This window comes from Salipiger bermudensis (assembly GCF_019801965.1).
Taxonomy (GTDB): domain Bacteria; phylum Pseudomonadota; class Alphaproteobacteria; order Rhodobacterales; family Rhodobacteraceae; genus Salipiger; species Salipiger bermudensis_A.
In genome coordinates, this window is record NZ_JAHVIA010000005.1 from 439,600 (window position 1) to 464,349 (window position 24,750).

A 24,750-nucleotide genomic window follows, 5' to 3' on the forward strand; every position below is an offset into this window, starting at 1 on the left:
AAGAAAAACCGCCCGCGTCGGGATGCGACGCGGGCGGTTTCAGGATCAAAGATCCGGGATCAGCGCTTCTTGGCGGGCTTCGCCGCCTTCTCCTCGGCCGAGGGCAGATCGATGTTGATCTCAAGGCTGGAGACATCGTCGTCGCGCTCCATCCGGATATCGACCTCGTCATCGGCGACGTCGATATATTTCCGGATCACCGCGATCAGGTCGTTCTGCAGCTGCGGCAGGTAATCGGGCGTGCCCGACCCCTGCCCGCGCTCATGGGCGAGCAGGAGCTGCAAGCGATCCCGCGCGGTCTGGGCCGTCTTGGGACGGCGGCGGTTGAGAGAGAAACCGAACAGGCTCATGCCGACCGTCCGAACAGCCGCTGGAACAGGCCCGGCTTGCGCTCGCTCTCGATGCGCATCTCGATCTCCTCGCCGAGCAGTCGCGAGACCGCGTCCTTGTAGGCGGTCTGGGCCGAGGACGGCTCGTCGAGGATCACCGGCGTGCCGACGTTCGAGGCCCGCAGAACCGCCTGGCTCTCGGGGATGATCCCCAGCAGCGGCACCGCGAGGATCTCGAGCACGTCGTCGACGGTCATCATCTCGCCCTTGTCGATCCGGGACTGATCGTGGCGGGTCAGCAGGATGCGCGCCTTGACCGGCTCGCCATCGCCCTTCTCGGCGCGCTGGGTCTTGCTGCTCAGCAGGCCGAGCACGCGGTCGCTGTCGCGCACCGAGGAGACCTCGGGGTTGGTCACGACCACGGCCTCGTCGGCGAAATACATCGCCAGCTGGGCGCCGCGCTCGATGCCGGCGGGGCTGTCGCAGATGATGTAGTCGAACTCTTCCTTGAGCTCGTTCAGCACCGTCTCGACACCCTCCTGCGTGAGCGCATCCTTGTCGCGGGTCTGCGAGGTCGGCAGGATGAACAGCGTATCAAGGCGCTTGTCCTTGATCAGCGCCTGCTTCAGCCGCGCATCGCCCTGGATCACGTTGATGAAATCAAACACCACGCGGCGTTCGCATCCCATGATCATGTCGAGATTCCGCAGGCCGACGTCGAAGTCGATCACCACGGTCTTGTAGCCCTGCTGCGCCAGTCCTGCCGAGATCGCGGCGGCAGAGGTGGTCTTGCCAACCCCGCCCTTGCCCGAGGTGATCACGACGATCCGGCCCAGCGGCGCCTCGTCCTTGAGTTGCGTCGTCATCCGAGCGCCTCCACACATAGTCGTTCGTCTTTAAGGAAAATTTGCACGGCCTTGCCGCGCAGCTCGTCCTCGATACTTTCGCTTGTCCTGTAGAGCCCGGCGACCGCCAAGAGCTCGGCGTGCAGCGCGCGGCAGAAGATCCGCCCGCCCTCGTCGCCGTGGCAGCCCGCCATGGCCCGGCCACGCAGCGGCCCGTAGACATGGATGTTGCCCGCCGCCACCAGCTCGGCACCCGAAGACACCGGGCCGATCACCGTCAGATCGCCGCGCTCGGCCACCACGAGCTGGCCCGAGCGGACCGGCTTGGTGATGACCTTGTTGTCGGGCGGCAGCAGCCTGTCGACCTTGCTCTTGCGCGCCGGCTTGGCCTCCGGGGCCGGGCCGTCGCGACCGATGCGCACCGGGATCAGTCCAAGCCCATCCGCCGCCTCGAGCTGGGGATCGGTGGTGTTCTGCACCCCGAAGACCAGCATGTTGCGGGTTCGCAGCTTGGCCACCAGATCGGCCAGAGCAGCGCTGTCGGCAAACTCCGGCACCTTGGAGAAATCCAGCACCAGAGGCGCGTCGAGCAGCAGCTGCGGCGCCTTGGTGATCTGCTCATCGATGGCCTCGAAGAAGGCGTCGTCGAACTGGTCGCTCTCGATCCGGAGGGCGATGGCGGTCATGAATCGACCGCGGACCTGGAACGGTTTGACCGCCACCGACGCGCGGGCGCCTCGGTCTCGGGTAACGTCTGCTGGCACCGGGATGCGTGCTCCTGCTCTCGTATGTCTGGGCGCGACTCGCACGCGCACTCGTTTTGGCCGATCCTTTAGATTCTCCGCGGCGCAGGTGCACGGGGAAAATATCACAATCGTGAGATTGCGCGGCTTCCTGCCCGCGACTCGAAGCCGGCTCGGTGGCAAGCCGCCGGCGGGCAGGAAAACAGCGAGGCTAGCCCTCTTCGGAGACAATCCCCGCAAGCCTGCCGCGCAATTCGGCAATCTCGCTCTCGACCGGGCCGCTGGGCTGTTCGGCGCGCTCCGACCATTCGCTGAACCGCGCCAGCAGCGGCAGGAAGGTCTGGATCTCATCCATCGTCCAGTCGCGGAAGAAAGATCCCAGAACCAGGAGCTTGTAGGTCCGGACGGCCTCGACGATGCGGGCCCCGGCCTCGGTCAGCTCGAGCACTGCGCGGCGGGCGTCCTGCTGGCTCACGGCGCGCTGCACGAGGCCGCGGCGGATCAGGTCGGTGCTGATGCGGCTGGCGCGTGAGGGGTCGATGCTGAGGCGCACCGCGACGGTGCCCACGGTGGTCTCGCAAGAGGCCTCCTCGTCGCCGAACTCGTTGGCCGGCGCGCGCACTGCCATCAGCACGTCGAGCTGCGCCAGGTCGATGGGAAGATCGAGGTCGCGCAAGGCCTTGTGGCCGAAATCGCGCTTCATCACCCGACGCCGCCAGCGCTGCAGCACCGCGTCCACGTCGAGCGCCGCCTGCGAGACGTCGCGCTCGATCCCCGCCCGTTCGAGGCCGTCCTTCAGTATCTCGTCTCGTCGGCTCAAAGCTGCCTCGTGTAATTATGTGCTATTGACATATATATGCCATCAGCACAGATATAAAACCCAGACCATTCTGACCCAAGGGGCATGTCGGCGCCAGTTTGCAGACCGTTGCGCCCGCCCCTCGGCCCGCACAGTTTTCGTGGAGATACTCGAATGACCGCCATTGACCAAGGCGCGACCGACATGGCGCCCCCGCCCTCCAGCGCCGAGCCGGTTCCGATCAGGCTCATCCTCGGCGCGGTGGCTGCGACCCTGCTGTTCGCCTCGCTGGGCCAGACCATCGTCTCGACCGCCCTGCCGGTGATGGTCGCCGATCTCGGCGGCATGGACAAGATCACCTGGGTGATGACGGCCTACCTGCTGGCCTCGACCATCGGCGCGCCGGTGGCGGGCAAGTTGGGCGATCTCTACGGCCGCAAGACGGTGCTGCAATGGGGCATCGGGGTGTTCATCCTCGGCGCGGTGATCTGCGGCACCGCCAACAGCATGGGCATGGTGATCGCGGGGCGGATCATCCAGGGCGCCGGAGGTGGCGGGCTGATCGTCACCTGCATGGCGCTGGTGGGCGATCTGCTGCCGGCGCGCGAGCGCGGCAAGGCGCAGGCGGTGCTGGGCGCGGCCTTCGGCATCTCGACCGTCATCGGCCCCTTGCTCGGCGGCTTCCTGGTGCAGAACCTGAGCTGGCACTGGATCTTCTTCGTCAACTTCCCCGTCGGCGCGCTGGCCTTCATCGTTCTGGGCATCGCCCTGCCCCGGCGCAGCGACCGCTCGCGCAAGTCGGTCGATTACGCCGGCGGCGCGCTTCTGGCGACGCTCCTCGCCTCGCTGGTGCTGATCTCGAACACCGGCGGCACGGTGTTTGCCTGGACCAGCCCGGAGCTCTTGGCGCTCGGGGTCATCGCCCTCGCCGCGCTGGCGCTGTTCATCCGGGTCGAGCGCCGCGCCGCCGAGCCGATCCTGCCGATGAGCCTGTTTGCCAACAACACCTTCGTGGTGATGAACTCGGTCGGTATCCTCGTAGGCATGGCGATGTTCGGCACCATCACCTTCCTGCCGTTCTTCCTGCAGGTGGTGAAGGGCATCTCGCCAACCTCCTCGGGGCTGTTCCTGGTGCCGATGATGGGCGGGCTGCTCTCGGCCTCGATCCTGTCGGGCCGCTTCATGGCCAAGACCGGGCGCTACAAGTTCCTGCCGGTGGTCTCGACTGCGGTGCTGTCGCTGTCGCTCCTGTCGATGACGACGCTGTCGGTCGACAGCCCGCTCTGGATCATCGCGCTGTCGATGGTCGGCATCGGGCTCGGGCTCGGGCCGGTCTTCGCCATCGGCGTGGCGGCGATCCAGAACGCGATCCCGGTGTCGATGCTGGGCGTCGGCACGGCGAGCGCCAACATGTTCCGCCTGATCGGCGGCGCGGTGGGTACTGCGGGCTTCGGCGCGCTGTTCAGCACCCAGCTGTCGCGATCGCTCGAGGGCCAGGTGCCGGGCATGGGCGATGGCGGCGTGCGCAGCATCGGCGCGGAGATGGTGCAGGCACTGCCGCATGATGCGCAGATGCTGGTGATGGAAAGCATCAGCCAGGCGCTGCACCCGGTGTTCTGGATCGCCGCCGGCGCGGCGCTGCTGGCCTCGCTCGCCTCGCTGATGCTGCGCGAGCTGCCGCTCGCGAGCTGAGCCGCAAGTTGCTCCCTGTCGCCCGTCAGTCCTGGCCTATAGGGTCAGGCTGGCGGGCGTTTTTTTCCAAATATCGAAGGGGCACCCAGCGCGGAATCACGGCCGCAGGCCGCCGCGCCAATGGGCTGGCGATCTGGTTGAGCGCAATGCGACGTGTCGAGGTCCTTCGGACTTGGCAGGGATAAAACGAGAGGATCGCCGGTCGTATCGCCACCCCGCAGGCCGGCGATGGCGCGACGTGCTCAACCGTGCAGAATTTGCCGCACGTCCGAGCCGGCGCGTCTCTCACCGCTTCTTCATCGCATCCATCAGCGCCGCACCCAGCGCGCCCTGACCGCCGCCCGAGGGCTTGCCGCGCGGCGCGCTGCTCGCGCCGCCGCCGCCGCGACGCCCCGTGGGCGCGCCCTGCCCGCCCGGCTTGCCGCCGCGCTCCGGCTTGCCGCCGCCATCCTTGCGCATCGACAGCCCGATGCGCTTGCGCGCCACGTCGACCTCGGTCACCCGGACGCGCACCACGTCGCCCGCCTTCACCACCTCGTGCGGATCCTTGACGAAGCGGTCGGCGAGCTGGCTCACATGCACCAGCCCGTCCTGATGAACGCCGATATCGACAAAGGCGCCGAAGGCCGCGACGTTGGTCACCGTGCCTTCGAGCGACATGCCGGGCTTGAGATCGGTGATCTCCTCGACGCCGTCGGTGAAGCTCGCGGTCTTGAAGCTCGGGCGCGGGTCACGGCCCGGCTTTTCCAGCTCCGACAGGATGTCCTGCACCGTCGGCAGGCCGAAGCTCGCATCGACGAACTGCTCCGCCCGCACGCCGCGCAGCGCCTCCGGGTGGCCCATGATCTGGCGGATGTCGCGGCCGCAGGCCTTCACGATGCGGCGCGCCACGTCATAGGCCTCGGGGTGGACAGAGGAGGCGTCGAGCGGCTCGTCGCCGTCGCGGATGCGCAGGAAGCCGGCGCTCTGCTCGAAGGCCTTGGGGCCGACGCCGCTCACCTTCTTCAGCGCCTTGCGCGAGGCGAAGGCGCCGTTGGCATCGCGATGCGCGACGATGTTCTGCGCCAGCGACGGCCCGAGCCCCGCCACATGCGCCAGAAGCGGCGCCGAGGCGGTGTTGAGATCGACGCCGACCGCGTTCACCGCGTCCTCGACCACCGCCTCGAGGGCCTTGGCCAGCTGGCGCTGGTCGACATCGTGCTGGTACTGGCCCACGCCGATGCTCTCGGGGGTGATCTTGACCAGCTCGGCCAGCGGATCCTGCAGGCGCCGCGCGATCGAGACCGCGCCGCGCAGGCTGACATCGAGCCCGGGGAATTCCTTCGCCGCCAGCTCGGAGGCCGAGTAGACCGAGGCGCCGGCCTCGGAGACCACCACCTTGGTGGGCTTCGGCCCCTCGAGCAGCTTCAGCGTGTCGCCGACCAGACGCTCGGTCTCGCGGCTGGCGGTGCCGTTGCCGATGGCGATGAGCTCGACACCGTGGCGCTTCACCAGTCGGGCGATCTCGGCCTGCGCGCCGCGGACATCGTTCTTGGGCTGGAACGGGTAGAGCGTTGCGGTCTCGAGCAGCTTGCCGGTGGCATCGACCACCGCCGCCTTGACCCCGGTGCGGATGCCGGGATCGAGCCCCAGCGTCGCCTTGGCGCCGGCGGGCGCGGCCAGCAGCAGATCCTTGAGGTTGCGCGAGAACACCCGGATCGCCTCGTCGTGGGCGCGGCGGCGCAGCTCGGTCAGCAGATCGACATACATGGTCAGGCTGAGCTTGACCCGCCATGTCCATCCCGCCGCCTCGCGCAGCCACCGGTCGCCCGGCGCCTCGCCGGGGATGCCGATGGCCTGCGCGATGATGCCCAGCGCGCGGGTCGGGCCGGTTTCGGGCTCGGGCGCGATGTTGACGGTCAGGATCTCTTCCTTGGAGGCGCGCAGGATCGCCAGCGCGCGGTGGGCCGGGATGTCCGACCATTTCTCCGAATGGTCGAAATAATCCGAGAACTTGGCCCCGGCCTGCTCCTTGCCCGGCTGCACCGTGGCCGAGATCACCGCCTCCTCCTTCATGAAGCTGCGCAGCCGGCCCAGCAGCTCGGCATTCTCGCTCAGCTCCTCGGCGAGGATGTCGCGCGCGCCCTCGAGCGCCGCCTTCACCGTCTCGACGTTCTCGCCAAGATAGCTTTCGGCCAGCGCCTGCGGATCGGCGGAGCGGTCTTCGGTGATGGCGCGCAGCAGCGGCTCGAGCCCGTTCTCGCGGGCGATCATCGCCTTGGTGCGGCGCTTGGGCTTGTAGGGGAGGTAGATGTCCTCGAGCGTGGCCTTGGTCTCGGCCTGCGCGATGGAGCGCGCCAGCGCATCGGTGAGCTTGCCCTGCCCCTTGATCGACTCGAGGATCGAGGCGCGGCGGGCCTCCATCTCACGGAGATAGACCAGCCGGTCGCCCAGCGTGCGCAGCTGGGTGTCGTCGAGCCCGCCGGTGACCTCCTTGCGGTAGCGCGCCACGAAGGGCACCGTGGCGCCCCCGTCGAGCAGCGCGACCGCGGCGCTGACCTGGCCGGGGCTGGCGGCGATCTCGGTGGCGATGGTGCGGGCGATGCGCTCGGCGGTCTGGTCCAAGGGGGCCTCCTGTCACTCGGGAGGATCGTCATAGCGCGCGGCCCGGCCAGCGCCAAGGGCACTGAGCGCGGCAGGACGGTTTCTTGCCGAGCCGGCCTGCGTCTGCCGGCACGACGCCGCCCGCGCCGCCCGGCTGCGCGGCGCCAAGTGGCCCTGCGCCCGACCGGTGCAGCGCGACCGCACGCCTCCGACCGCGGCGTTACTCGACCGCCTCTTCGAGCCCGTGCAGCAGATCGTAGCCCGGCGCCAGGTCGGCCTCTGCCGGGAAGCTGCCGCCGAAGCCCGGCCCGCTTTCGTCGGCAGCGTAGATCACCACGTCTTCCTTGATCGTCGTCATCACCCGCAAGTCGGAGAGCGTGTCGGGATCGACCGCCGTGGGATCGTCGGACAGCACCACGAAATCCGCCAGCTTTCCGACCTCGATGGAGCCCTTGTCGGCCTCCTCGAAATGCTGCCAGGCGGGCCAGATCGTCATCGCCTTCAGCGCCGTCATCACGTCGACCCGCTGGTCGGGGCCGAGGATGTCGCCGGAGCGGGTGCGGCGCGTCACCGTGGCATCGAGGATGCGCATCGAGTCGGGCAGCGCCACGGGCGCGTCATGGTGCGTGCCGAACATCATGCCGCGGTCGGTGACCCAGCCGGTGGGAGAGATATTGTCGCCGTTCACCGGCCCCACGGTGTGATCGCGGTGCCAGTCGCCCCAGTAGAAGGTGTGCATCGGGAACAGCGAGGGGAACACCTCGAGCTCCTTGAGGGCATCCACTTGGTCGAGCCGCAGGAACTGGCCGTGGATCAGCACCGGGCGCGCATCCTCGGGCTGATGGGTCTCGGTGGCCTCCCGGATCGCCGCCAGCAGCATGTCGGAGGCGCCCTCGCCATTGGCATGGGTGAGGATCTGGATGTCGTTGGCATAGGCCCAGTCCACCGCCTCCAGCACCTGCTCCATCTCGACCGCCGGATAGCCCTTGTAGCCGGGCTCATACTCGCCCACCGGATCGTAATAGGGCCGGTCGCGCAGCGCCGTGAAACCCTGCGGCGAGCCGTCGATGGTCAGCTTAGCGCCACCGACGCGAACGTGGCCGTCATAGTCCATCGAGGTGGTCTCGCCGATGAAATCCCGCGCCTCGATGATGTCGGGATAGGCCACGACGTCGATCGGCAGTTCGCCCGCCGCATCCACCGCCTTCAACGCCTCGACATTGCCGGGGCTCGAGCGCCCTTCCTGCCCGGTGGTGTAGCCGAAGCGCGCCCACATCTCGGCGCCGGCCTTGGCGAAGAGGGTGAAGCCATCGGGGCCGAGATTGCCCATCAGCGGTGCCAGCGCGTAGAAGAAGGCGTATTCCTCGAGCACGCCATTGGGCGCACCGTCCTCGCCGCGCCGGATGACGCCCCCGGGCGGGTTCTCGGACTCGGCGGTGATCCCGGCCGCCGCGAGCGCTGCGGAATTGGCGACGCCGAGATGCCCCGACTGGTGCACGATCACGATCGGGATCTCGCTTGAGACCGCATCGAGATCGTCTCGCGTCGGGTGACGCAGCTCTGCAAGCTGGGCATTGTCGTAGCCGAAGCCGACGATCAGGTTGATCCGCTCGACCGCCTCGCGGTTGTCCTCCATCCAGTCGCGCAGCCCCTGCTGCAGGCTGGCAATGTCGGAGACGTCGCCATCAGGCGGCGCCAGCATGTTGGCCGAGAGCGCCTGGATGCCGCCGAGGACAACGTGGCCGTGGCTGTCGACGAAGCCCGGCAGCATGGTCCGCCCGGCGAGATCGAAGCTCTCGGTGGCCTCGCCGCGCAGCGCCTCGAGCTCCGCCAGCGTGCCGACCGCGAGGATGCGCCCGCCAGCGACCGCCACGGCCTCGGCCCGCGGCGCGAGATCGTTGATGGTCAGGATGATGCCGCCGGAATAGATCGTGTCGGCAATCTCCTGCGCGGAGAGAAGTCCGGGCGAGCCGGCGGCGAGAAGCGCGGCGAGCGAGGCGGTGAGAAGCGTGCGGGCGTACATCTAGACAAACTCCTGATCAACGGGCGCCCACAGAAAGCAAGTGGACGGGAATGCGAGGCAATCTTCTCCCGGCACAATGGCATCGTCCTTGAATCAGCTCACGAGGTTTTCAACCCTGACGGATAAAACGTGAGGCAAGGCTCTGCCTGCCCGGAAAGAACTGGCCTGACCCGCCGCGCGCCATATGTTGAAAACCTACTCCGGTCGTGACCTCCGGAGCCTGTGAAGCCTGTCGCGTGAGGGACCCATGTCCGCCTTCGTTCCGCCCACGATCACCCCGCCCGTCAAGCCGCTCGGCATGCTGGCCAGCGTGCGCGAGGCGCGGCGCAACGTGCTCAGCATCATCCCCGGCATCGCCTATACCCAGCCCATCGTCACCGGCACCACCGGCCCGTCGCGCTGGCACATGGTGCAGGGCCCCGAGGGGATGAAGCGGATCTTTCTCGACAATGTCGGCAACTACCCGAAATCCGAGGTCATGCTGCGGATGTTGCGCCCGGCGGTGGGCAATTCGCTGTTCACCTCCGAGGGCGCGCAGTGGCGCTGGCAGCGCCGCGCCATCGCGCCGGTCTTTGCCGCCCGCAACGTCGAGGCGCTGGCCCCGGTGATGACCGAGACCGCCGCCCGCGCCGCCGGCCGGCTGGCGGAAAGCGGCGGGCAGGCCGAGCTGGTCAAGGAGATGCTCTCGGCCACCTTCGACGTGATCTGCGACGTGGCCCTGTCGGGGCGCGAGCATTTCGATGCCGATCTCTACGGCGAGGCCATAACCAAGTATTTCCTCACCGTGGGCCGCGCCTCGCTGCTGGATTTCCTCGAGATGCCGATCTGGGTGCCCCGCCCCGGCGAGTTCCTCGGGCGCGGCGCGGTCAAGACCATGCACCGGATGGTGTCGGCGGCGATCAACGACCGCCGCAAGCAGGGCGCCGGACCGCTCGACGACCTGCTCGATCACATGCTGCGCGCCAAGGACCCGGAGACCGGGCGCACCATGTCGCCGCAGGACCTGCTGCACAACATGCAGTTCTTCATCGTCGCCGGGCACGAGACCACCGCTCTGGCGATCTCCTGGGCGCTCTACCTTCTGGCCAACGACACGCAGGCGCAGGAGCGAGCCCGCGCAGAGGCGCGCGGCGTGCTGGGCGAGCGTGCGGCGGAGGGCCGAGACCTCGATGCCATGCCCTATATCGAGCAGGTGCTCGACGAGGCGATGCGGCTCTACCCGCCGGTGGGGATGCTGGCGCGCAACGTGCTCGACGACGACGAGATCTACGACCGCGACATCCGCCCCGGCGAGACGGTCTTCGTCAACACCTACGCCCTGCACCGGCACGCGGATCTCTGGGAGCGCCCGCAGGCCTTCGACCCCGATCACTTCTCCCCCGCCGCCCGCGAGGGGCGCGACCGCTACGCCTACCTGCCCTTCGGCGCCGGACCGCGGGTCTGCGTGGGGGCGAATTTCGCGATGATGCAGGCGCAGATCATCCTCGCCACGCTGGTCGCCCGGTTCCGCTTTGCCCCGGCAGGCCCGGTGCCCGAGCCCATCATGCACATGACGGTGCGCCCCGAGCCCGGGGTGACGCTCTCCGTGAATCCGCTGTGAGCCGCCCCGGAGCGTTTCGGCAGCTGTTGCATGCATGCCATCAGCCGGCGCACCGAAGCGCCCGACACGGCGCGGCACAGGAGATCGGAACTTATTGCGCCGACTTGCGTTTTGTTAACTGCCGCATGCGAAATCGCGACTTGCAGCGGCGAGCGGCCTTTTGCCGATAGATTTTGGAATTTGGAATCAGGCCTGTTACCCAGTCGCGTTTAAGCGTATCGGCTCCGCCTTGCGAGGGTCGCGTGAAAGGTACAGGGGATGACCAAGAGCCGTGAGAGCTACCATCATGGTCAGCTGCGTGAGGCGCTGATCACCGCGGCAGACGATATCCTGCACGAAGGCGGCATCGAGGGCTTTTCCCTGCGCAAGGCCGCTGCCCGGGCGGGCGTCTCCCCCGGCGCCCCCGCGCATCACTTCAAATCCGTCAACGGGCTGCTGACCGCCGTCGCCGTGCTGACCCTCGACGAGCTGGCCGACCGCATGCGCACGGTCTCGACCGACCAGCCCATTGGCGCACAGGTGCGCGAGCTGGCGTCGATCTACGTGCGCTACTCGATGGAGTTTCCCGGCCGGCTTCAGGTCACCTATCGCCGCGCCCTGATCGACCGCAACGATCCCGAGTTCATGCGCTCCTCGGGCGACGCCTTCGGCCAGTTCTTCACCACTGCGGCGCGCTATCACGGCGTCACGATCCCCAGTCGGGAGACCGCGTCGCAGCTGCATCCGCAGCTCCTGCTCGATTACGCGACCCTTCAGGGCATGGCGCTGACCGCGGTGGAAAGCAACTGGCGCTTCATCGTCTCCCATGACGACCCGCAGGGCGATTTCCTCAGGCGCATCCTGCCGATGCTGGTCGAGGCGCGCTGGCCCGACAAGCCCGCCGCCTGAGCCTCGGCGCTTCCCCTGCCCGCGCATCTGGTCCACCATGCCCCGCGCAGGAGGAGACCAGATGGCCGCATTGCCAGACCGACCCGATCATTCCTGGCGCGAGGACGGCGCCGTCCCCGGCTTCGATGATACCCGACCGCTCGCCGTGATGGATGGCGACTGCGTGCTCTGCTCTTGGGGCGCACGGACCATCGCCCGGCTCGACCGGGAGGAGGCCTTTCGCATCTGCCCGGTGCAATCGCCGCTGGGCAGCGCGCTGGTGCGGCACTTCGAGCAGGACCCGGAGGACCCGCAGACCTGGCTGTTTCTCGATCAGGGCAAGGCCTGGTCAGGGATGGACGCGATCATCCGCATCGGCGAGCGTCTTGGCGGGGTCGGCCGGCTGGCCAGCCTGATGCGCATCCTGCCGGCACCGTTGCGCGACTGGCTCTATCGCCGCATTGCCTTCAACCGCTACCGCTTCGGCCGCACCGACATGTGCGCCCTGCCCGACGAGGCGCTGCGGCGGCGGTTGATCGACTGAACAATCGATTCCACCGCGCCGCGCATTGCCGGCGCCGCATTGGTCCGCCGCGCCTCTTGAGCTGCGCGGGCTAGCCCTATAGTTACAGATCAGATTGAGAATCAACCTTTACGTGCGCTATTTTGCATCGCGGCGGCGAAAAAAAGATGCTCCCGCAGCCTCCGTGCGCTAATATCCTGTCCGGGAGGATCACATGCCATACATGAATAGAGAGGGCCTGCGGCCTATCTACGCGCACAGTGAGCGCGAAACCGAACTGCTGAGCGAGATCGAGGAGCTCGAGAGCGAGCTGCGTGCCTTCGTCGCCGTGGCCCTGCAACACGGGATGCGCGACTATTGCGAGACCCGCCACCCCGATTTGACCCGCGAGATCGAGGCGGGCATCCAGCGCTCGCGCGAGCGGGCCGAGATGAAATACGCCAAGATCCTGGCGCAGATCCTGCGCGTCCCCGGGCTTCACGCCACCCGTGGCGAGACCGAGGAGCGGACCTATTACCGCACCGCCGAGGACAACGTCGCCTATATCGAGCATTCGCTGAAGAAGAAGCGCTTCATCCTGAACGGCATCTGGGTGGCCCCCGCCTATCGCGGCAAGGGCATCGCGCATCGCATCCTGCGCCGGCTGGTGGAAGCGGCCGACGAGGCCGATTTCGGCATCGCGCTGGATCACGAGCCGTTTGGCGAAGAAGGGCTGAGCCGCGACGATCTGCTGTCCTTCTACAACCGCCACGGTTTCCAGCAGCACGCCGGCAAGGCCGAGGGGATGTTCCGCTTTCCGCGCACCCCGCTCGACCTCTACGCAAGGCCGCACATGGTCTGACCCGCTCCGACCGAGCCGCTCTTCCTGAGCCACTTTGCCCGGACCGCTCTGCCTGTGCCAATCGACGAACCCGCACCGCTGGTGCGGGTTCTTTTCTGTCTGGCCGCAGCGAACCCGAAACAGAAACGCCCCCGCAGTCTCCTGCAGGGACGCTCCAGATCACAGGCTCAAGACCCGGCTCAGTGCTGCGGCCGCTCCGCCCAGCCGGCGAAGATCTTCTCCAGCATGACCACCGCGTAGTAGAGGATGATCCCCAGCACCGCGAGCGCAATCAGAACCGCGAACATCAGCGGGTAGTTCGAGTTGGTCTGCCCCGACAGGAACAGCGCCCCAAGCCCCCGCCCGTGCGGCGAGATGATCTCGACGAGGTTGGTGCCGATGAAGGCCAGTGTCACCGAGACCTTCAGCGCGCCGAAGAACTCCGGCAGAGTCTTGGGCAGGGCGATCTTGCGGAAGATCGTCAGCCGGCTGGCCCCGAGCGAGCGCAGGATATCGCGGTATTCCGGTTCCAGCGTCGACAGGCCGATGCCCACCGAGACCGCGATCGGGAAGAACGAGATCAGGAAGGCCATCAGCACGGTGTTGAAATTGTGCTGCCCGATGAAGAGCAGCGCCAGCACCGGCACCAGCGTCGCCTTGGGGATGGCGTTAAAGCCGACAAGCAGCGGGTAGAGCGCGTCGCGCGCAATGCGCGAGAAGCCCATGACCATGCCGAGCGCCGTACCGAAGATCACCGCCAGCGCCAGCCCGGCGACGGTGCGCCAGAGAGTCTGCCAGCTACCTTCGACGAAGAGCGACCAGAAGCGGATATAGGCCTCGGGCAGATCGGAGGGCGAGGCCATGACGTAGTTCGGCCAGCCGTTGACCCAGACGAGGAACTCCCACAGCAGCAGGAAGACGAGCATCGCGCCGACCGGGACGGCGACTTTCTGGACATTCCGCATCAGTGCACCGCCGGTTCTGGCTGTCGCCCTTGGGCGATCTGGATCTGTTCGCGCAGCGTGGCGAGCATTTGCGCGCATTCGGGCGTGTAGAGCCCCTCGAGCTTGCGCAGCCCCTCGCCCGGGTAATGCACGTCGAGCACGTATTGCGTCGTCGCGGGGCGGCCCGAGAGCACGATGACCTGGTCGCCGAGATAGACGCTCTCGCGCAGGTCATGGGTGATCAGCACCGCGGTGAAGGGCTCCTTGGCGCGCAGCTCGTGCATGGTCTGCCACAGGTCCTCGCGGGTGAAGGCATCGAGCGCGCCGAAGGGCTCGTCCATGATCAGCACGTCGGGCTTGTGAACGATGGCGCGGCACAGCGAGGCGCGCTGGCGCATGCCGCCGGAGAGCTCGGAGGGGCGCTTGTTTTCGAAGCCGGAGAGGCCGACCAGCTCAAGCAGCTCCATCGCGCGCTCGACGCGCTGCTTCTTCGGCATGCCGGAGGCGACGATCTCAAGCGGCAGCATGACGTTTTGCAGGATGGTGCGCCATTCCAGCATGACCGGGTTCTGAAACGCCATGCCAACGGTCTTGCGCGGCGATTTCACCAGCTTGCCGTGCAGCCAGACCTCGCCTTGGTCGGGCTTCATCAGACCAGCGACAAGGCGGGTGAGCGTGGACTTGCCACAGCCCGAGGGGCCGACCACGGCGGCGAACTCGCCCTCGGGGACCGAGACGTTGAGATTGTCCAGCACCGGCAGCGGACCGTTCGGTGTCTGGTAGGCGTGGGTCACGCCCTTGATGTCGATGAGATTGGTCATGTCGGTGCGGGCGCCGGCAGCCTGAGGCCGCCGGCACCCTTGTGCCTTACTTCAGCATGCGCGCGTCGGCGGCGGGCAGGTAGCTGTCGTCGAAGTAGAGCGACGCGTCGGGCTCGGAGGTGAACTCGTAGACCGACTTGGTCTGCTCGATGGCCGCCGCCATGCGGTCGGCATCGACGCCGCCGATGCCATTCTCGGCGACGTAATCGGTCAGCACGTTGTCATCGATCGCCATCTGCAGGCGCTCGGTCTCGAGCTCTGCATCGGCAGCCGGGTTGCGCTCGATCAGGGCGGCGATGGCGGCCTCGGGATCTTCGATGGCGGCCTTCCAGCCACCGGCGATGGCGCCGAGGAAGGCGGTCACGGCCTCGGGGTTCTCGGCGGCGAAATCGGTGTTGACGATCACCGCGTTGCCGTAGAGCTCGACGCCGTTGTCGGCCATCAGGATGACGCTGAGGTCATCCTCGGCCACGCCGAGGCGCTTGAGGTTCAGCGTCGAGGAGAACGAGAAGCCGGTCACCGCGGCAACCTCGCCCTGCGCCAGCATCGGCTCGCGGGTCGGGAAGCCGACCGGCTCGACGGTGATCGCGTCCATGTCGAGATCGTTCTCGGCGGCGAAGATCGGGAATTGCGCCCAGGCGCCATCGGGCGGCGGTGCACCCAGCACCTTGCCCTCGAGATCCTTCGGCGCCTCGACGCCGAGCGACTTGCGACCGACCACGGCAAAGGGCGGCTTGTCGTAGATCATCATGACCGCGGTCACCGGCGCGCCGGGGTTCTGGTCGATGAAGCGCATCAGGCTGTTGATGTCGGCGAAGCCCACCGGGTAGGCGCCGGTGGCGACCTTCGGGATCGCGTCGAGCGAGCCCTTGCCCTCGGAGATCTCGACGCTGAGATCGGCATCGGCGAACAGGCCGCTGTCGATGGCGAGGAAATACGGCGCCGCGGGGCCCTCGAATTTCCAGTCCAGCGCGAAGGGCATGTCGGTTTCGGCGCTCGCGGCACCGGTTGCGCCGATCACGGCCATGGAGGCGGCGAAGGCGGTAGAGATGTATCGATTGAACAAGGCTTGCTCCCATAAGTCTTGACTGGCGCGAGCTATGGCCCCAGCCGGCTGCAGATTGACAGGTCTTGCCGGCGGCGGGCAGGTGACCCCACGCCCTGCGACACCCGATTGTACGAAAAACACCCCCTCTGCGCAAAAATTAATCAAGAAAAAATGACCATGTGGACAAAATTTGCACCCGCCTCAAGCGCCGCCACTGCCGGGCCGAAACCCTGCTCCGCACGCCACTCTCAGGGGTTCTGAGCGGCGATCCCGCCCGCTCTCCCTGTGCGAGTGCCCAATTCTGCGGCAGCTTCGCTCAGCCCTTCAGAACGATGTCAGCCGCGACGCTCTGCTCGGCCACCAGCCGCGCATTCGGCAGGTCGTTGTCGGCGATCTTGGCCTGCGCGACCTGCGGATCGAGCCCGCCCCAGCGCTCGGTCAGGCGCTGCTCCAGCACCGGCACCGGCACGTCGACGAAGACCGTCAGGTCGAAGCGCGGGCGCAGCCGCGCCCAGTCGGGATCGTCGAGCAGCAGGTAGTTGCCCTCGACGAGGATCAGCCGCACGTCGGGGGCAATGATCCGGGCCGCGGCGCGCGAGATCTCGAGCGCCCGGTCGAAGACCGGAACGGCCACCGGCCGCTCGCTGGTGGCGAGCCGGTCGAGCAATGCCGCCAGCCCATCGGCATCGAAGGTATGCGGCGCGCCCTTGCGCGCAAGCGTTCCACGCGCCCGCAGCACCGCGTCGTCGTAGTGAAAGCCGTCCATCGGCAGGATCTCGACCTTGCCGGGATGGGCGCGGTCGACCATGTCGCGCAGGATCTCCGCCAGCGTGCTCTTGCCGGAGGCCGGCGCCCCGGCAATGGCCACGAAAACGCGCCCATTCCCGCCCGCCAGCGCGGTCAGCCGCTCGGCAATGGTTGCGACATCGAGATTCTCGCTCATGGCCCTGCCCTCCCTGATCGCCGTGACAATGCCTGCCCTCCGCGCCTCCGTCCACCGCCTCCTTCAAACGCGCAGCACGCCGCCACGATAATTCTTTTGGAAGAATGCCATTCTCCATGTAGAAGATCATTTGGAGCGCGCGGACCATCCCCCCGCGCCGCAAGATCACCGGCACCGAAGGAGCCAGCCATGCCCGCCACCCTCACCGCCTCCCCGGTCCGCACCGAGCTGCGCGGCCGCGCCTTGCTGGTCACCATCGACAACCCGCCGCTCAACGTCATTGGACAGACGGTGCGGGCGGGCCTGCTGGCGGCCTGCACCAAGGCGGAGATGCTTCTCGAGACCGGCGCAATCGACCGGGTGATCGTTACCGGCGCGGGCCGCGCCTTCGTGGCCGGGGCGGACGTGCGCGAGTTCGACGGCCCGGCGCTCGATCCGCAGCTGCCCGAGGTGCTGGGCAGGCTCGAGGCCCTGCCCTCGGTCGCCGCGATCAACGGCACGGCGCTTGGCGGCGGGCTCGAGATCGCGCTGGCCTGCCGGGTGAGGCTCGCCGCCCCCGGCGCGCTCATGGGGCTGCCGGAGGTGACGCTCGGCATCGTGCCCGGCTCTGGCGGCACCCAGCGTCTGCCCCGGATCATCGGTCTCGAGGCGGCCCTGCCGCTGGCCTCCACCGGCGCGCGCATCGGCGCCGAAGAGGCGCTGTCGCTCGGCATGGTCGACGGGCTCTCCGAGCGTCCGCTCGAGGCCGCGCTTGCACTCGCGCCAGAGCGGCTCGACACGTCCTCGGCGGCCGATCTGCCGCGCCCCGCGCCCGCCCCCGAGGCGGCCGAGGCCGCCCGCGCCACCGCGCGCAAGAAGATGCGCGGCCAGATCGCCCCGCTGCGCGCGATCGCGCTGGTGGAGGCCTCGGCCGAGCTGCCCTTCGACGCAGCCCTCGCCGAAGAGCGTGCCACCTTCCTCGAGCTGCGAGCGGGCTCCCAAGCCAGCGCCCTGCGCCACGTCTTCTTCGCCGAACGCGCCGCTGCCCGCCCCGCCACGCTGCAGGCCGAGGCACCGGCGGAGATCCGCACCGCGCTGGTGGCCGGGGGCGGCACCATGGGCGCTGCCATCGCCTACGCGCTCTGCATTGCCGGCATCGACATCTCCCTGCTCGAGCACGATGCCGCCGCCGCCGCACGCGCCCGCGCCAATGTCGCCGGGCTCTTCGAACAGGCGGTGGCGCGCGGCAAGCTGGCGCAGGACGCGGCCGACCGGCAGCTCTCGCAGCGCTTTCGCGTCTTGCATGGCCCCCAGCCCCTGCCCCCGGTCGACATCGCCATAGAGGCGGTGTTCGAAGACCTCGCCGTGAAGCAGGCCCTGTTCCGCCGCTTCGCCGCCGATCTCCCCCCGACCACGCTTCTGGCCACCAACACCTCCTATCTCGACCCCGATGCCATCGCCGGCGATCTCGCCCGGCCCGAGCGCTTTCTCGGGCTGCATTTCTTCGCCCCCGCGCATCTGATGAAGCTCGTCGAGATCGTCCGCGCCCGCGCCAGCTCGCCGCAGACGCTGGCCACGGCCTTCGGCCTGACCCGGCGGCTCGGCAAGGTCGCGGTCGAGGCCGGGATCTGCGAGGGCTTCATCGGCAACCGCATCCTGTCGCGCTATCGCCAGGCCTGCGAGGTGATGCTGCTCGAGGGCGCCCTGCCCTGGGAGATCGACGACGCGATGACCGGCTTCGGCATGGCGATGGGTCCGTTCATGACGCAGGATCTCTCCGGGCTCGACATCGCCCACGCCAACCGCCAGCGCAAGGATCTGCGCAACCAGCCCGGGATCCGCTACGTCGCGATCGCCGACAGGCTTGTGGAAGACCACGCCCGGCTCGGCCGCAAGACCGGCGCGGGCTGGTACGATTACGAAGACGGGCGCCCCCGGCCCTCCGAGACCGTCCGTTCGGTGATCGAGAGCTGCGCCACTGATGCCGGCGTGACGCGGCGCGCCTTTGACGCGGAGGAGATCTCGCGCCGGGTGACGCTGGCGATGATCGCCGAGAGCTGCGACATCCTCGAGGAAGGCATCGCGCGCCGCCCGGAGGAGATCGACCTGACACTGATCCACGGCTACGGCTTCCCCCGCTGGCGCGGCGGCCCGATGAAGCTGGCGGAGGATTGGGGCCTCACCGCGCTGCGCGACGATCTGGCCGGCCTGGCCGAGGAGGACCCGGTCAGCTGGTCGGTGCCGGCACGCCTCTCTCGCGCCATCGCGGAGGGGAGCCCCATGGGCTAAGACCCCCGCCCCGGCGCCCACATAGCCGCCGCGCACCCGGCCGTGCGCGCCGGCCTGCCTCCGGCGGGAGTATTTTTGACGAAGAGAAGACAGGAGCGCCGCGCCCTGTCCTTCTCTAGTTTTCAAATACCTCGGGTGTGAATTGGCGCACGGCGCCAAGGGGGGGGGCAGCGCCCCTTAACCGGCTGTTGATTGCACTGTATTTGGCCCAATCCCGGATATGCACTTCTCGCCCGCGGGAGTAGTCACAAACCAAGAGAACCTGCCCTTTCCGGCACTTCGCGCTAAGGACACTGCCAGAGGTTGACCTGGCAGTTCATCGCGTCGGTCACGTGTGAGACACTCCATTCTCATCGACGCGGGGGCTGAGCCAGATGGCATACGCTAACCGAACCTTCCAGTCGCGTACCGCGAACGAAAGAGAGCAGCGCTTCCGCGACCTTCGTGCAAGACGCAGCATGACGCTAGGCGCCGACACGAAGGGCGGGGAGCCGACATGCGCTGCGGCGACGATCCGATCACCCACAAAAAGTGGAAGCCGACATTCGGAGCGGACCAAGGTCGAGGCTTGTTCTGCGTCGCCGCATGGCTGCACCGAGTCCACTCCTACCACTTTCTGCACTGCAACGAATGACGCTTCCTTTTTGCTCTCTCTCGAAACCTATCAGTTTGCTTGTCCGTCTTCATTTGACAGGAGAAGGAGAAAATACAAACATAGCTCCATTCTTGGTTGAAGTTCTTCAGGCGAAAAATTGGAGGTAGATATGCGCTCATTTCTTGCTGCTGCTCTTGTTTTGTTTTTTTGGGGATCGGCTGTACTCGCTCAGAACGCTGAGGGCAGCGAGAAACCCGAAGATGAAATTGAACGCTTGCCTGAAACAGGAAGCATTTCATCGTCGCTTTCTAAAGCTCTGAACAGGTTCAGGGCAGAGCAGGAATTTCAGAAGCTTCGTGACGAACGTATTCGCTTGCTGGAAACCATCCCCCAAACCCGCGCTTTGGTTCAGTCGCGAAGCGCGACACTCGCAAATCTCGATATCGAGATCCAAGATCTGAGATCAAGGCTAAAGGCCTCGGAGAGCGCCGTCGAATCTGATGCGCTGAGAGACTTTCGAAATCAACTTATCTCAGCCCAAAGCTTTGAAAAAGAAGTCATTGCGCGTGCAAAAAGCCTGGAAACCGACAGCCTGACAAAAGAAGCGGAACTAGCCGACCTCCAAAACACTGAAGATGAGCTACAAAAAGAGCTTAGAGCTTTCGAAGAGCGTCTCGCATTATCCAGGCAAGATATTCGGCGAGCCGAGGCGGATTTCCGACTACTCATCGCGCCAATTGAAAGGGAGCGCAAAAGATTAAGAGGTGAAATTGAGATTTTGGAGGACGAACTGGCCATCACCCAGCGCAAGGATCTGAAGATCGACGAACTATCGGAACTGCGGCGCACTAATTTAGAGCTCGATTCTGAGACGCTGTCCCCGGCAATCATTTCGGCTGAAGTGAAAGTCAAAACCGCTGAAGATGCCCTAGAAAATGTAAAGGAAACGATTGAAAGCCGCAGGTTGGAATTGGCGCAAACGCGAGAGCGAATTTCGAACATTGAGAGAGAGCTGCGGGATATAGGTGAGCGTCAACAGCGCACTGTGTCCGATGCCTTTAGGGTGCGGGTGGATATTGAAAAGCTGGATGCTGAAGTGAAACGGCAGATAGAAATAGACAAAGTGAGATTGGATGACCCAGATAACCTGAGAGGTGAACTTGACGCATTGATACTTGAGCGAAGCACCCTAGAAGCCGCTCATCAGACTGCTAGCAATACGCTCGAAAATAAAATTCTGCGACAAACGACCGTTGAGAATGAGATAAACGACCTATTCATTCCACGGCAAGCCGAAAATTCTTTCAAGCTTTTAATGTCCTTCGCCTTTGCGCTTTTGGTCGGGTTGGTAATCTGGAAGTTCTTTGGCATTACGCGCGACGACGAAAAAGTTCGACGGGTGGTTTTTTCGGCTGAAGCGGGCATCCAGTTCGTCACGCTATTTTCACTCGTCATTGCAATTATTCTTTTCGGAATTACCGGAATTCTTGAGGGTAAAGAGCTATCGGCCCTACTTGGAGGAATATCCGGCTATATCTTAGGTCGAGCAACACCTGTGATTGCTGAAAGCGGACAGCAGGCACAGCCCGGTCCAGCAGCGCCACCGATACCGGCTCCAACACCGCCACCGACAGTTCAATCACCGCCTCCTCCGGGATCGAACCAACCTAGCCAATAGATTTTCGGCTCTGGGAGTTAGACTCGCGAACACAAACTTTCGACGCATCGCTCTGGAATCGCAGGCGATAATCCAATATGGTTTGGTAAATGTGTTTATGCTGTGAGTTTCTAAAGAGGGTTTTCCGATCTCCATTTTGGCTTGTGATTGTCTTGGCAATGCAATTGTCAGCATGTTCCATCAATCATCTGGGCACTGCGAGCCATGATGTGGTCCCAGCGAACGACGGCATTGTAGATCAACTCACCGCATTTGGCCTCCACATTGAAACCCGCCGTGATCTTTTCAGCGTGACGCTAGGAAGATACAGGAGTCTTCTGGCTTATTCGAAGATCTGCAAGCAGAATTCGACCACGATTCTCGGCACTTCTCTTGAATTGCGTTTCACCGTAGTTGAAGGGCTGGGCTTCGTCATCAATGGGCGTGAAGCAGGACTGTCGATCGGGCGTCGCGAGAGTCTACGACTGCGACCGATTGGGCTCGGGGAATCATCTTTCAGAAGAATCCTCTTTGATCCGCGCAGACCAGAGGCTACTGTTGTTCAAATTGATTTCGACGAAAATATATGTGGAGTTCATTGATCTATGAGAGTCCCCTATGCCGCTATGCTCGCAATTTTCGCTTTGGGGTGCTCACCGCATAATCTCTACGTCGCACATGACACGGTTGTTGGTGTGAACGCAAGGGTCAGCGCCGACCGCCAACAAGGTCAGTTGCTCGTCGGCTATGACCGAGACTTTGTGACAATTATCCCCGTCACTGTTCAGGAACCGACCGGCGACCGCGATGCGATGGCACTGCTCAGTTGTACCGAACTGGTAGTCGATGGCGTCTATTTGAGCCAATACACCGACATCACCGCCAGCGGGAAAGCGGCGCAGACTTTCGCCAAAGCCCTGCAAAATGGCGACAATGTATTCAATTGCGACCCGCTAGGAGGCAATAAATGATCCGCATTGCCGCAGTTTTCTTCCTCCTCCTAGGGATTTCCGCCTGTACCGAAGCTCTGGTCTATGGCGAGCGCACCGGCGTCAACCTTGCGATCCGTAGCGATCCGGCCGAGGCCGCGCCGCTCGAAGTGAACGCGGGGCTTCAACGCAGGGTCGTCGCGCATGTCCCTCCGTCGCAACGGGACGCCAACGGACGTCCGACCGGCGAAGGCGTAAACATGTTCTCCCGGTTCGATCTGCAGCGGGAAGCCGGTCAGAACGCCTTTGGCGGCAATGTACGGATTGGGACGTCTTTTGCCTCAGGGCGTGCCGCCACTGCGATCGCGGGCAAACCCAAAGTCGTTGCGGCCGTGACCCACGCGCCCGTCTTTACCGCCGTGACTGTTCCGGCTGAAGTCGACGTATCCGCGAAGCTGCTGGACTACACTGCGGCGAATCCGACCAACCTTGAGACATACTTGAACCTTGCCCTTCAACACGGCCTGTCGATCGCACTGGGCGATACGTCTATGACGCGAGCCATCGGAACGATCGTAGCCCCCGAGAACGCTGGCGGAAATAAAAGGATTGCCGAATTTCTAAAGCTATGAATTTTTAGGGAGCCAATACCATGACCGACAAAATTCTCTGGACCATTCCGAATGCCGTGCCCGGGCTGATTGAGTCGTTGCGCAGGGGGTGTGCCGTCGACAATGGCACCCTGTTGACCAACGACAATGGCAACGGCACTTTCACGGCCGTTTGCATGGCTCTCACGTCCCCCGCCGTGCCCGCTGTCGCAGCTGGCGGAGCCCCTACTTCCACGGCAAGCGGCGCCGTTGTTGCGTCGGCACAACCCCAGGAAACCCTGGCGGCAGCGATCACGACTGCAGCCGCGACTAACGTTTCCCCGGACAAACGCTTCAACGATCTCACCCACCTGCATCCCGCTGTACGTAAGCGCGTTAGCGGGGTGCAGAGACAGCTTGACGCGGAAAACATCCCGATGAAAGTGTTTGAAGCCTTTAGAACGCCACAGCGCCAGGCGAAATTGTTCGCGCAAGGACGCACCGCCACCGGTAAAAAAGTGACGAACGCAAACGCGTGGGAATCGTATCACCAATATGGTCTGGCCGCCGATTTTGTCCGCTTTGAAAACAACAAATGGAATTGGAGCGCCGATACAGCCCAGCAACGTAGAGAATGGGACCGCTTTCACAAGATTGCAATTTCCAACGGGCTGGAGCCTTTAAATTGGGAACTTCCCCATGTGCAGATGATCGGGATAACTCTGACGGAATTGATGAATGGCGATTATCCCAACGGTGGTGATCAAAGCTGGTCAGACAATTTGACTAAATTCATTGCTGGTTGGGCGGGTTTGAAGAAGCCACCGCTTCCGTCAACCAACGACCGACCAGCCTTTCCAAGTCCGATGGTCGGCCTTCTGTCCGCTGGCGGGATCACTTCGTCAACATGGTATTCCATGTTCGGCGGAGATAGTTGGACGTACGATAAGAAAGGGGTCTACACGCGCGACCACACAGGTCGACTGAAATTGTGGCGCACTTCCGGTGCGCCAATCACTACTCAGGAAATCCTTGCCAAGCTTGGCCCCCAAATTCACGCTGCTTCGCAGAAACATGAGGTGGCCCCCGAACTGATCGTAATGACCATCGCAACCGAAACCGCGGCTTTTCGAATAGACGGGTTTACTGGCCCCCGCACTTATCGCTGGGAGAAGAGCTATACGGTCGGGGCGACAGGCGATCCGGCAATCGACGGCAAGGAAAAGGGCGATTACAGCGCTGGTCCCATGCAGGTAATGGCAGACACCGCGCGCTGGATGAACAACGTCGTTGGGCTTGGCTATGACAATAATAGTCAGTTCGCATTCTTCAAGAACAAGCCATCCAAGACGCCGACTGATTTGGGGTTGTACAATATCGACGTCTGTATAGATATAGGTACATCTTATATCCGACATCAAATGCCGACAACCAGCGGCAACCCGTTATTGGTTGCGGCAGCCTACAATTCAGGAAACCTAAGAGCATCCAGTCAGAATCAGTGGCGTATTCGCTCCCATGGAAACCATATCGACCGCGCCGCGGAATGGTATAGTGATGCTTGTTTCGTTCTGTACGGGTAGTGCAGGACCTGTTGCGATAAATGGTGCTGAATGTGCTTCTAGTCGCAAAGCCGGGCATTGTGTCGCAAACTTTGGACTTAGGTTGACGAAAAAGCGTGTTCTAAAGCGTCAAGAACACAACGCCACTGTGGATTGCTGGAAACGCAAGGCGTAGAAAGCTGCCAATGTTATGTGCGCGGCGAAAGTTCACTCCGCTCTTCCGACCTTGGCCCGCCAGATTATGCTGCACGATGCAACCGATGGCCGGTTTGGGAAAGCTGCGCCGCGGCAATGACCAACTTGGCGAATGTCTGGAGAGGGCCGGCCGCTACCGACCGGCCCGACTTCTCAGAGCTCCACCGCCTCCGCGATGGCGAGCGCATCTTCGAGCTCGACACCAAGGTAGCGCACCGTACTATCCATCTTCGTATGGCCGAGCAGGAGCTGCATTGCGCGGAGGTTGCCAGTTTTGCGATATATCTGCGCCACCTTGGTCCGCCGCATGGAGTGCGTGCCGTAGGCACTCGGCTCGAGACCGATAGACGTCACCCAGTCCCGCACGAGGCGGG

General features: G+C 64.7%; 21 protein-coding genes and 1 pseudogene. 11 read left to right on the plus strand and 11 right to left on the minus strand.

The genetic code is table 11. From position 1 onward, the window contains the following. Positions 1-59: 59 nt before the first annotated feature. The 4 genes from minE to KUV62_RS13895 all read right to left on the minus strand — a co-directional run bounded on the left by minE (position 60) and on the right by KUV62_RS13895 (position 2,737). The gene (gene minE, locus KUV62_RS13880) at positions 60-350 is read right to left on the minus strand and encodes a cell division topological specificity factor MinE (protein ID WP_222604301.1); all 291 of its coding nucleotides are present in this window, start codon (positions 348-350) and stop codon (positions 60-62) included. Further along, positions 347-1,195, minus strand: a complete 849-nt coding sequence (gene minD / locus KUV62_RS13885) for a septum site-determining protein MinD (RefSeq protein WP_222604302.1) — start codon at positions 1,193-1,195, stop codon at positions 347-349. Before minD ends, minE begins: the two co-directional genes overlap by 4 nt. Then, positions 1,192-1,989: a septum site-determining protein MinC gene (gene minC / locus KUV62_RS13890; protein ID WP_410000857.1), complete on the minus strand. Its 798-nt coding sequence runs from the start codon at positions 1,987-1,989 to the stop codon at positions 1,192-1,194. Before minC ends, minD begins: the two co-directional genes overlap by 4 nt. A 139-nt stretch (positions 1,990-2,128) precedes the next feature. Then, the gene (locus tag KUV62_RS13895) at positions 2,129-2,737 is read right to left on the minus strand and encodes a MarR family winged helix-turn-helix transcriptional regulator (protein WP_261395645.1); all 609 of its coding nucleotides are present in this window, start codon (positions 2,735-2,737) and stop codon (positions 2,129-2,131) included. 153 nt (positions 2,738-2,890) lie between these two features. Here KUV62_RS13895 and KUV62_RS13900 point away from each other — a divergent pair, with 153 nt between their 5' ends. Beyond that, on the plus strand, positions 2,891-4,408 hold the full coding sequence (locus KUV62_RS13900; protein WP_222604304.1) for an MDR family MFS transporter: 1,518 nt from the start codon (positions 2,891-2,893) through the stop codon (positions 4,406-4,408). 285 nt (positions 4,409-4,693) lie between these two features. On the opposite strand, the gene KUV62_RS13905 is transcribed toward KUV62_RS13900, so the two are convergent. Both KUV62_RS13905 and KUV62_RS13910 read right to left on the minus strand, forming a co-directional pair. Then, the gene (locus tag KUV62_RS13905; protein WP_222604305.1) at positions 4,694-7,012 is read right to left on the minus strand and encodes a Tex family protein; all 2,319 of its coding nucleotides are present in this window, start codon (positions 7,010-7,012) and stop codon (positions 4,694-4,696) included. A gap of 199 nt (positions 7,013-7,211) precedes the next feature. Further along, a complete protein-coding gene (locus tag KUV62_RS13910) occupies positions 7,212-9,014 on the minus strand; it encodes an amidohydrolase (protein WP_222604306.1) in 1,803 nt (600 codons plus the stop codon). Positions 9,015-9,261: 247 nt separating this feature from the next. Here KUV62_RS13910 and KUV62_RS13915 point away from each other — a divergent pair, with 247 nt between their 5' ends. From KUV62_RS13915 to KUV62_RS13930, 4 genes are all read left to right on the plus strand, one after another. Then, on the plus strand, positions 9,262-10,614 hold the full coding sequence (locus tag KUV62_RS13915) for a cytochrome P450 (protein WP_222604307.1): 1,353 nt from the start codon (positions 9,262-9,264) through the stop codon (positions 10,612-10,614). A gap of 258 nt (positions 10,615-10,872) precedes the next feature. Continuing rightward, complete coding sequence (locus KUV62_RS13920; RefSeq protein WP_222604308.1) at positions 10,873-11,502, plus strand: TetR/AcrR family transcriptional regulator; 630 nt, start codon at positions 10,873-10,875, stop codon at positions 11,500-11,502. A 61-nt stretch (positions 11,503-11,563) separates the two neighbouring features. After that, positions 11,564-12,025, plus strand: coding sequence for a thiol-disulfide oxidoreductase DCC family protein (locus tag KUV62_RS13925; protein ID WP_222604309.1), 462 nt, complete (start codon positions 11,564-11,566; stop codon positions 12,023-12,025). 193 nt (positions 12,026-12,218) lie between these two features. Further along, a complete protein-coding gene (locus KUV62_RS13930; RefSeq protein WP_222604310.1) occupies positions 12,219-12,845 on the plus strand; it encodes a GNAT family N-acetyltransferase in 627 nt (208 codons plus the stop codon). A gap of 179 nt (positions 12,846-13,024) precedes the next feature. Here the strand turns inward: KUV62_RS13930 and KUV62_RS13935 are convergent, their stop codons facing one another. The 4 genes from KUV62_RS13935 to KUV62_RS13950 form a co-directional block, all read right to left on the minus strand. Continuing rightward, the gene (locus tag KUV62_RS13935) at positions 13,025-13,789 is read right to left on the minus strand and encodes an ABC transporter permease (RefSeq protein WP_222604311.1); all 765 of its coding nucleotides are present in this window, start codon (positions 13,787-13,789) and stop codon (positions 13,025-13,027) included. Further along, entirely contained in the window at positions 13,789-14,589 is an 801-nt protein-coding gene (locus KUV62_RS13940; RefSeq protein ID WP_222604312.1) for an ABC transporter ATP-binding protein, read from the minus strand. The genes KUV62_RS13935 and KUV62_RS13940 overlap by 1 nt, the downstream gene beginning before the upstream one ends. Before the next feature lie 46 nt (positions 14,590-14,635). Further along, the gene (locus KUV62_RS13945) at positions 14,636-15,616 is read right to left on the minus strand and encodes an ABC transporter substrate-binding protein (RefSeq protein WP_222604341.1); all 981 of its coding nucleotides are present in this window, start codon (positions 15,614-15,616) and stop codon (positions 14,636-14,638) included. A 337-nt stretch (positions 15,617-15,953) separates the two neighbouring features. Continuing rightward, positions 15,954-16,580 (minus strand): nucleoside triphosphate hydrolase, encoded by a 627-nt coding sequence (locus KUV62_RS13950; RefSeq protein ID WP_222604313.1) that lies wholly within the window; start codon positions 16,578-16,580, stop codon positions 15,954-15,956. A gap of 189 nt (positions 16,581-16,769) precedes the next feature. On the opposite strand from KUV62_RS13950, the gene KUV62_RS13955 reads away from it, so the two are divergent. The 6 genes from KUV62_RS13955 to KUV62_RS13980 all read left to right on the plus strand — a co-directional run bounded on the left by KUV62_RS13955 (position 16,770) and on the right by KUV62_RS13980 (position 24,202). Next, a complete protein-coding gene (locus tag KUV62_RS13955; protein WP_222604314.1) occupies positions 16,770-18,848 on the plus strand; it encodes a 3-hydroxyacyl-CoA dehydrogenase NAD-binding domain-containing protein in 2,079 nt (692 codons plus the stop codon). A 764-nt stretch (positions 18,849-19,612) separates the two neighbouring features. Then, positions 19,613-21,121: a hypothetical protein gene (locus KUV62_RS13960; RefSeq protein ID WP_222604315.1), complete on the plus strand. Its 1,509-nt coding sequence runs from the start codon at positions 19,613-19,615 to the stop codon at positions 21,119-21,121. 158 nt (positions 21,122-21,279) lie between these two features. Beyond that, positions 21,280-21,702, plus strand: coding sequence for a hypothetical protein (locus KUV62_RS13965; RefSeq protein WP_222604316.1), 423 nt, complete (start codon positions 21,280-21,282; stop codon positions 21,700-21,702). Positions 21,703-21,726: 24 nt separating this feature from the next. Next, entirely contained in the window at positions 21,727-22,071 is a 345-nt protein-coding gene (locus KUV62_RS13970; protein ID WP_222604317.1) for a hypothetical protein, read from the plus strand. Then, positions 22,068-22,661 carry a hypothetical protein gene (locus tag KUV62_RS13975; protein WP_222604318.1) on the plus strand — a complete coding sequence of 198 codons (594 nt, stop codon included), beginning with the start codon at positions 22,068-22,070 and terminating at the stop codon, positions 22,659-22,661. Before KUV62_RS13970 ends, KUV62_RS13975 begins: the two co-directional genes overlap by 4 nt. A gap of 20 nt (positions 22,662-22,681) precedes the next feature. Further along, positions 22,682-24,202 (plus strand): D-alanyl-D-alanine carboxypeptidase family protein, encoded by a 1,521-nt coding sequence (locus KUV62_RS13980; RefSeq protein WP_222604319.1) that lies wholly within the window; start codon positions 22,682-22,684, stop codon positions 24,200-24,202. Between the two features lie 327 nt (positions 24,203-24,529). Here the strand turns inward: KUV62_RS13980 and KUV62_RS13985 are convergent. Continuing rightward, positions 24,530-24,750 (minus strand): annotated as a pseudogene (locus tag KUV62_RS13985) (integrase); the annotation flags it as partial.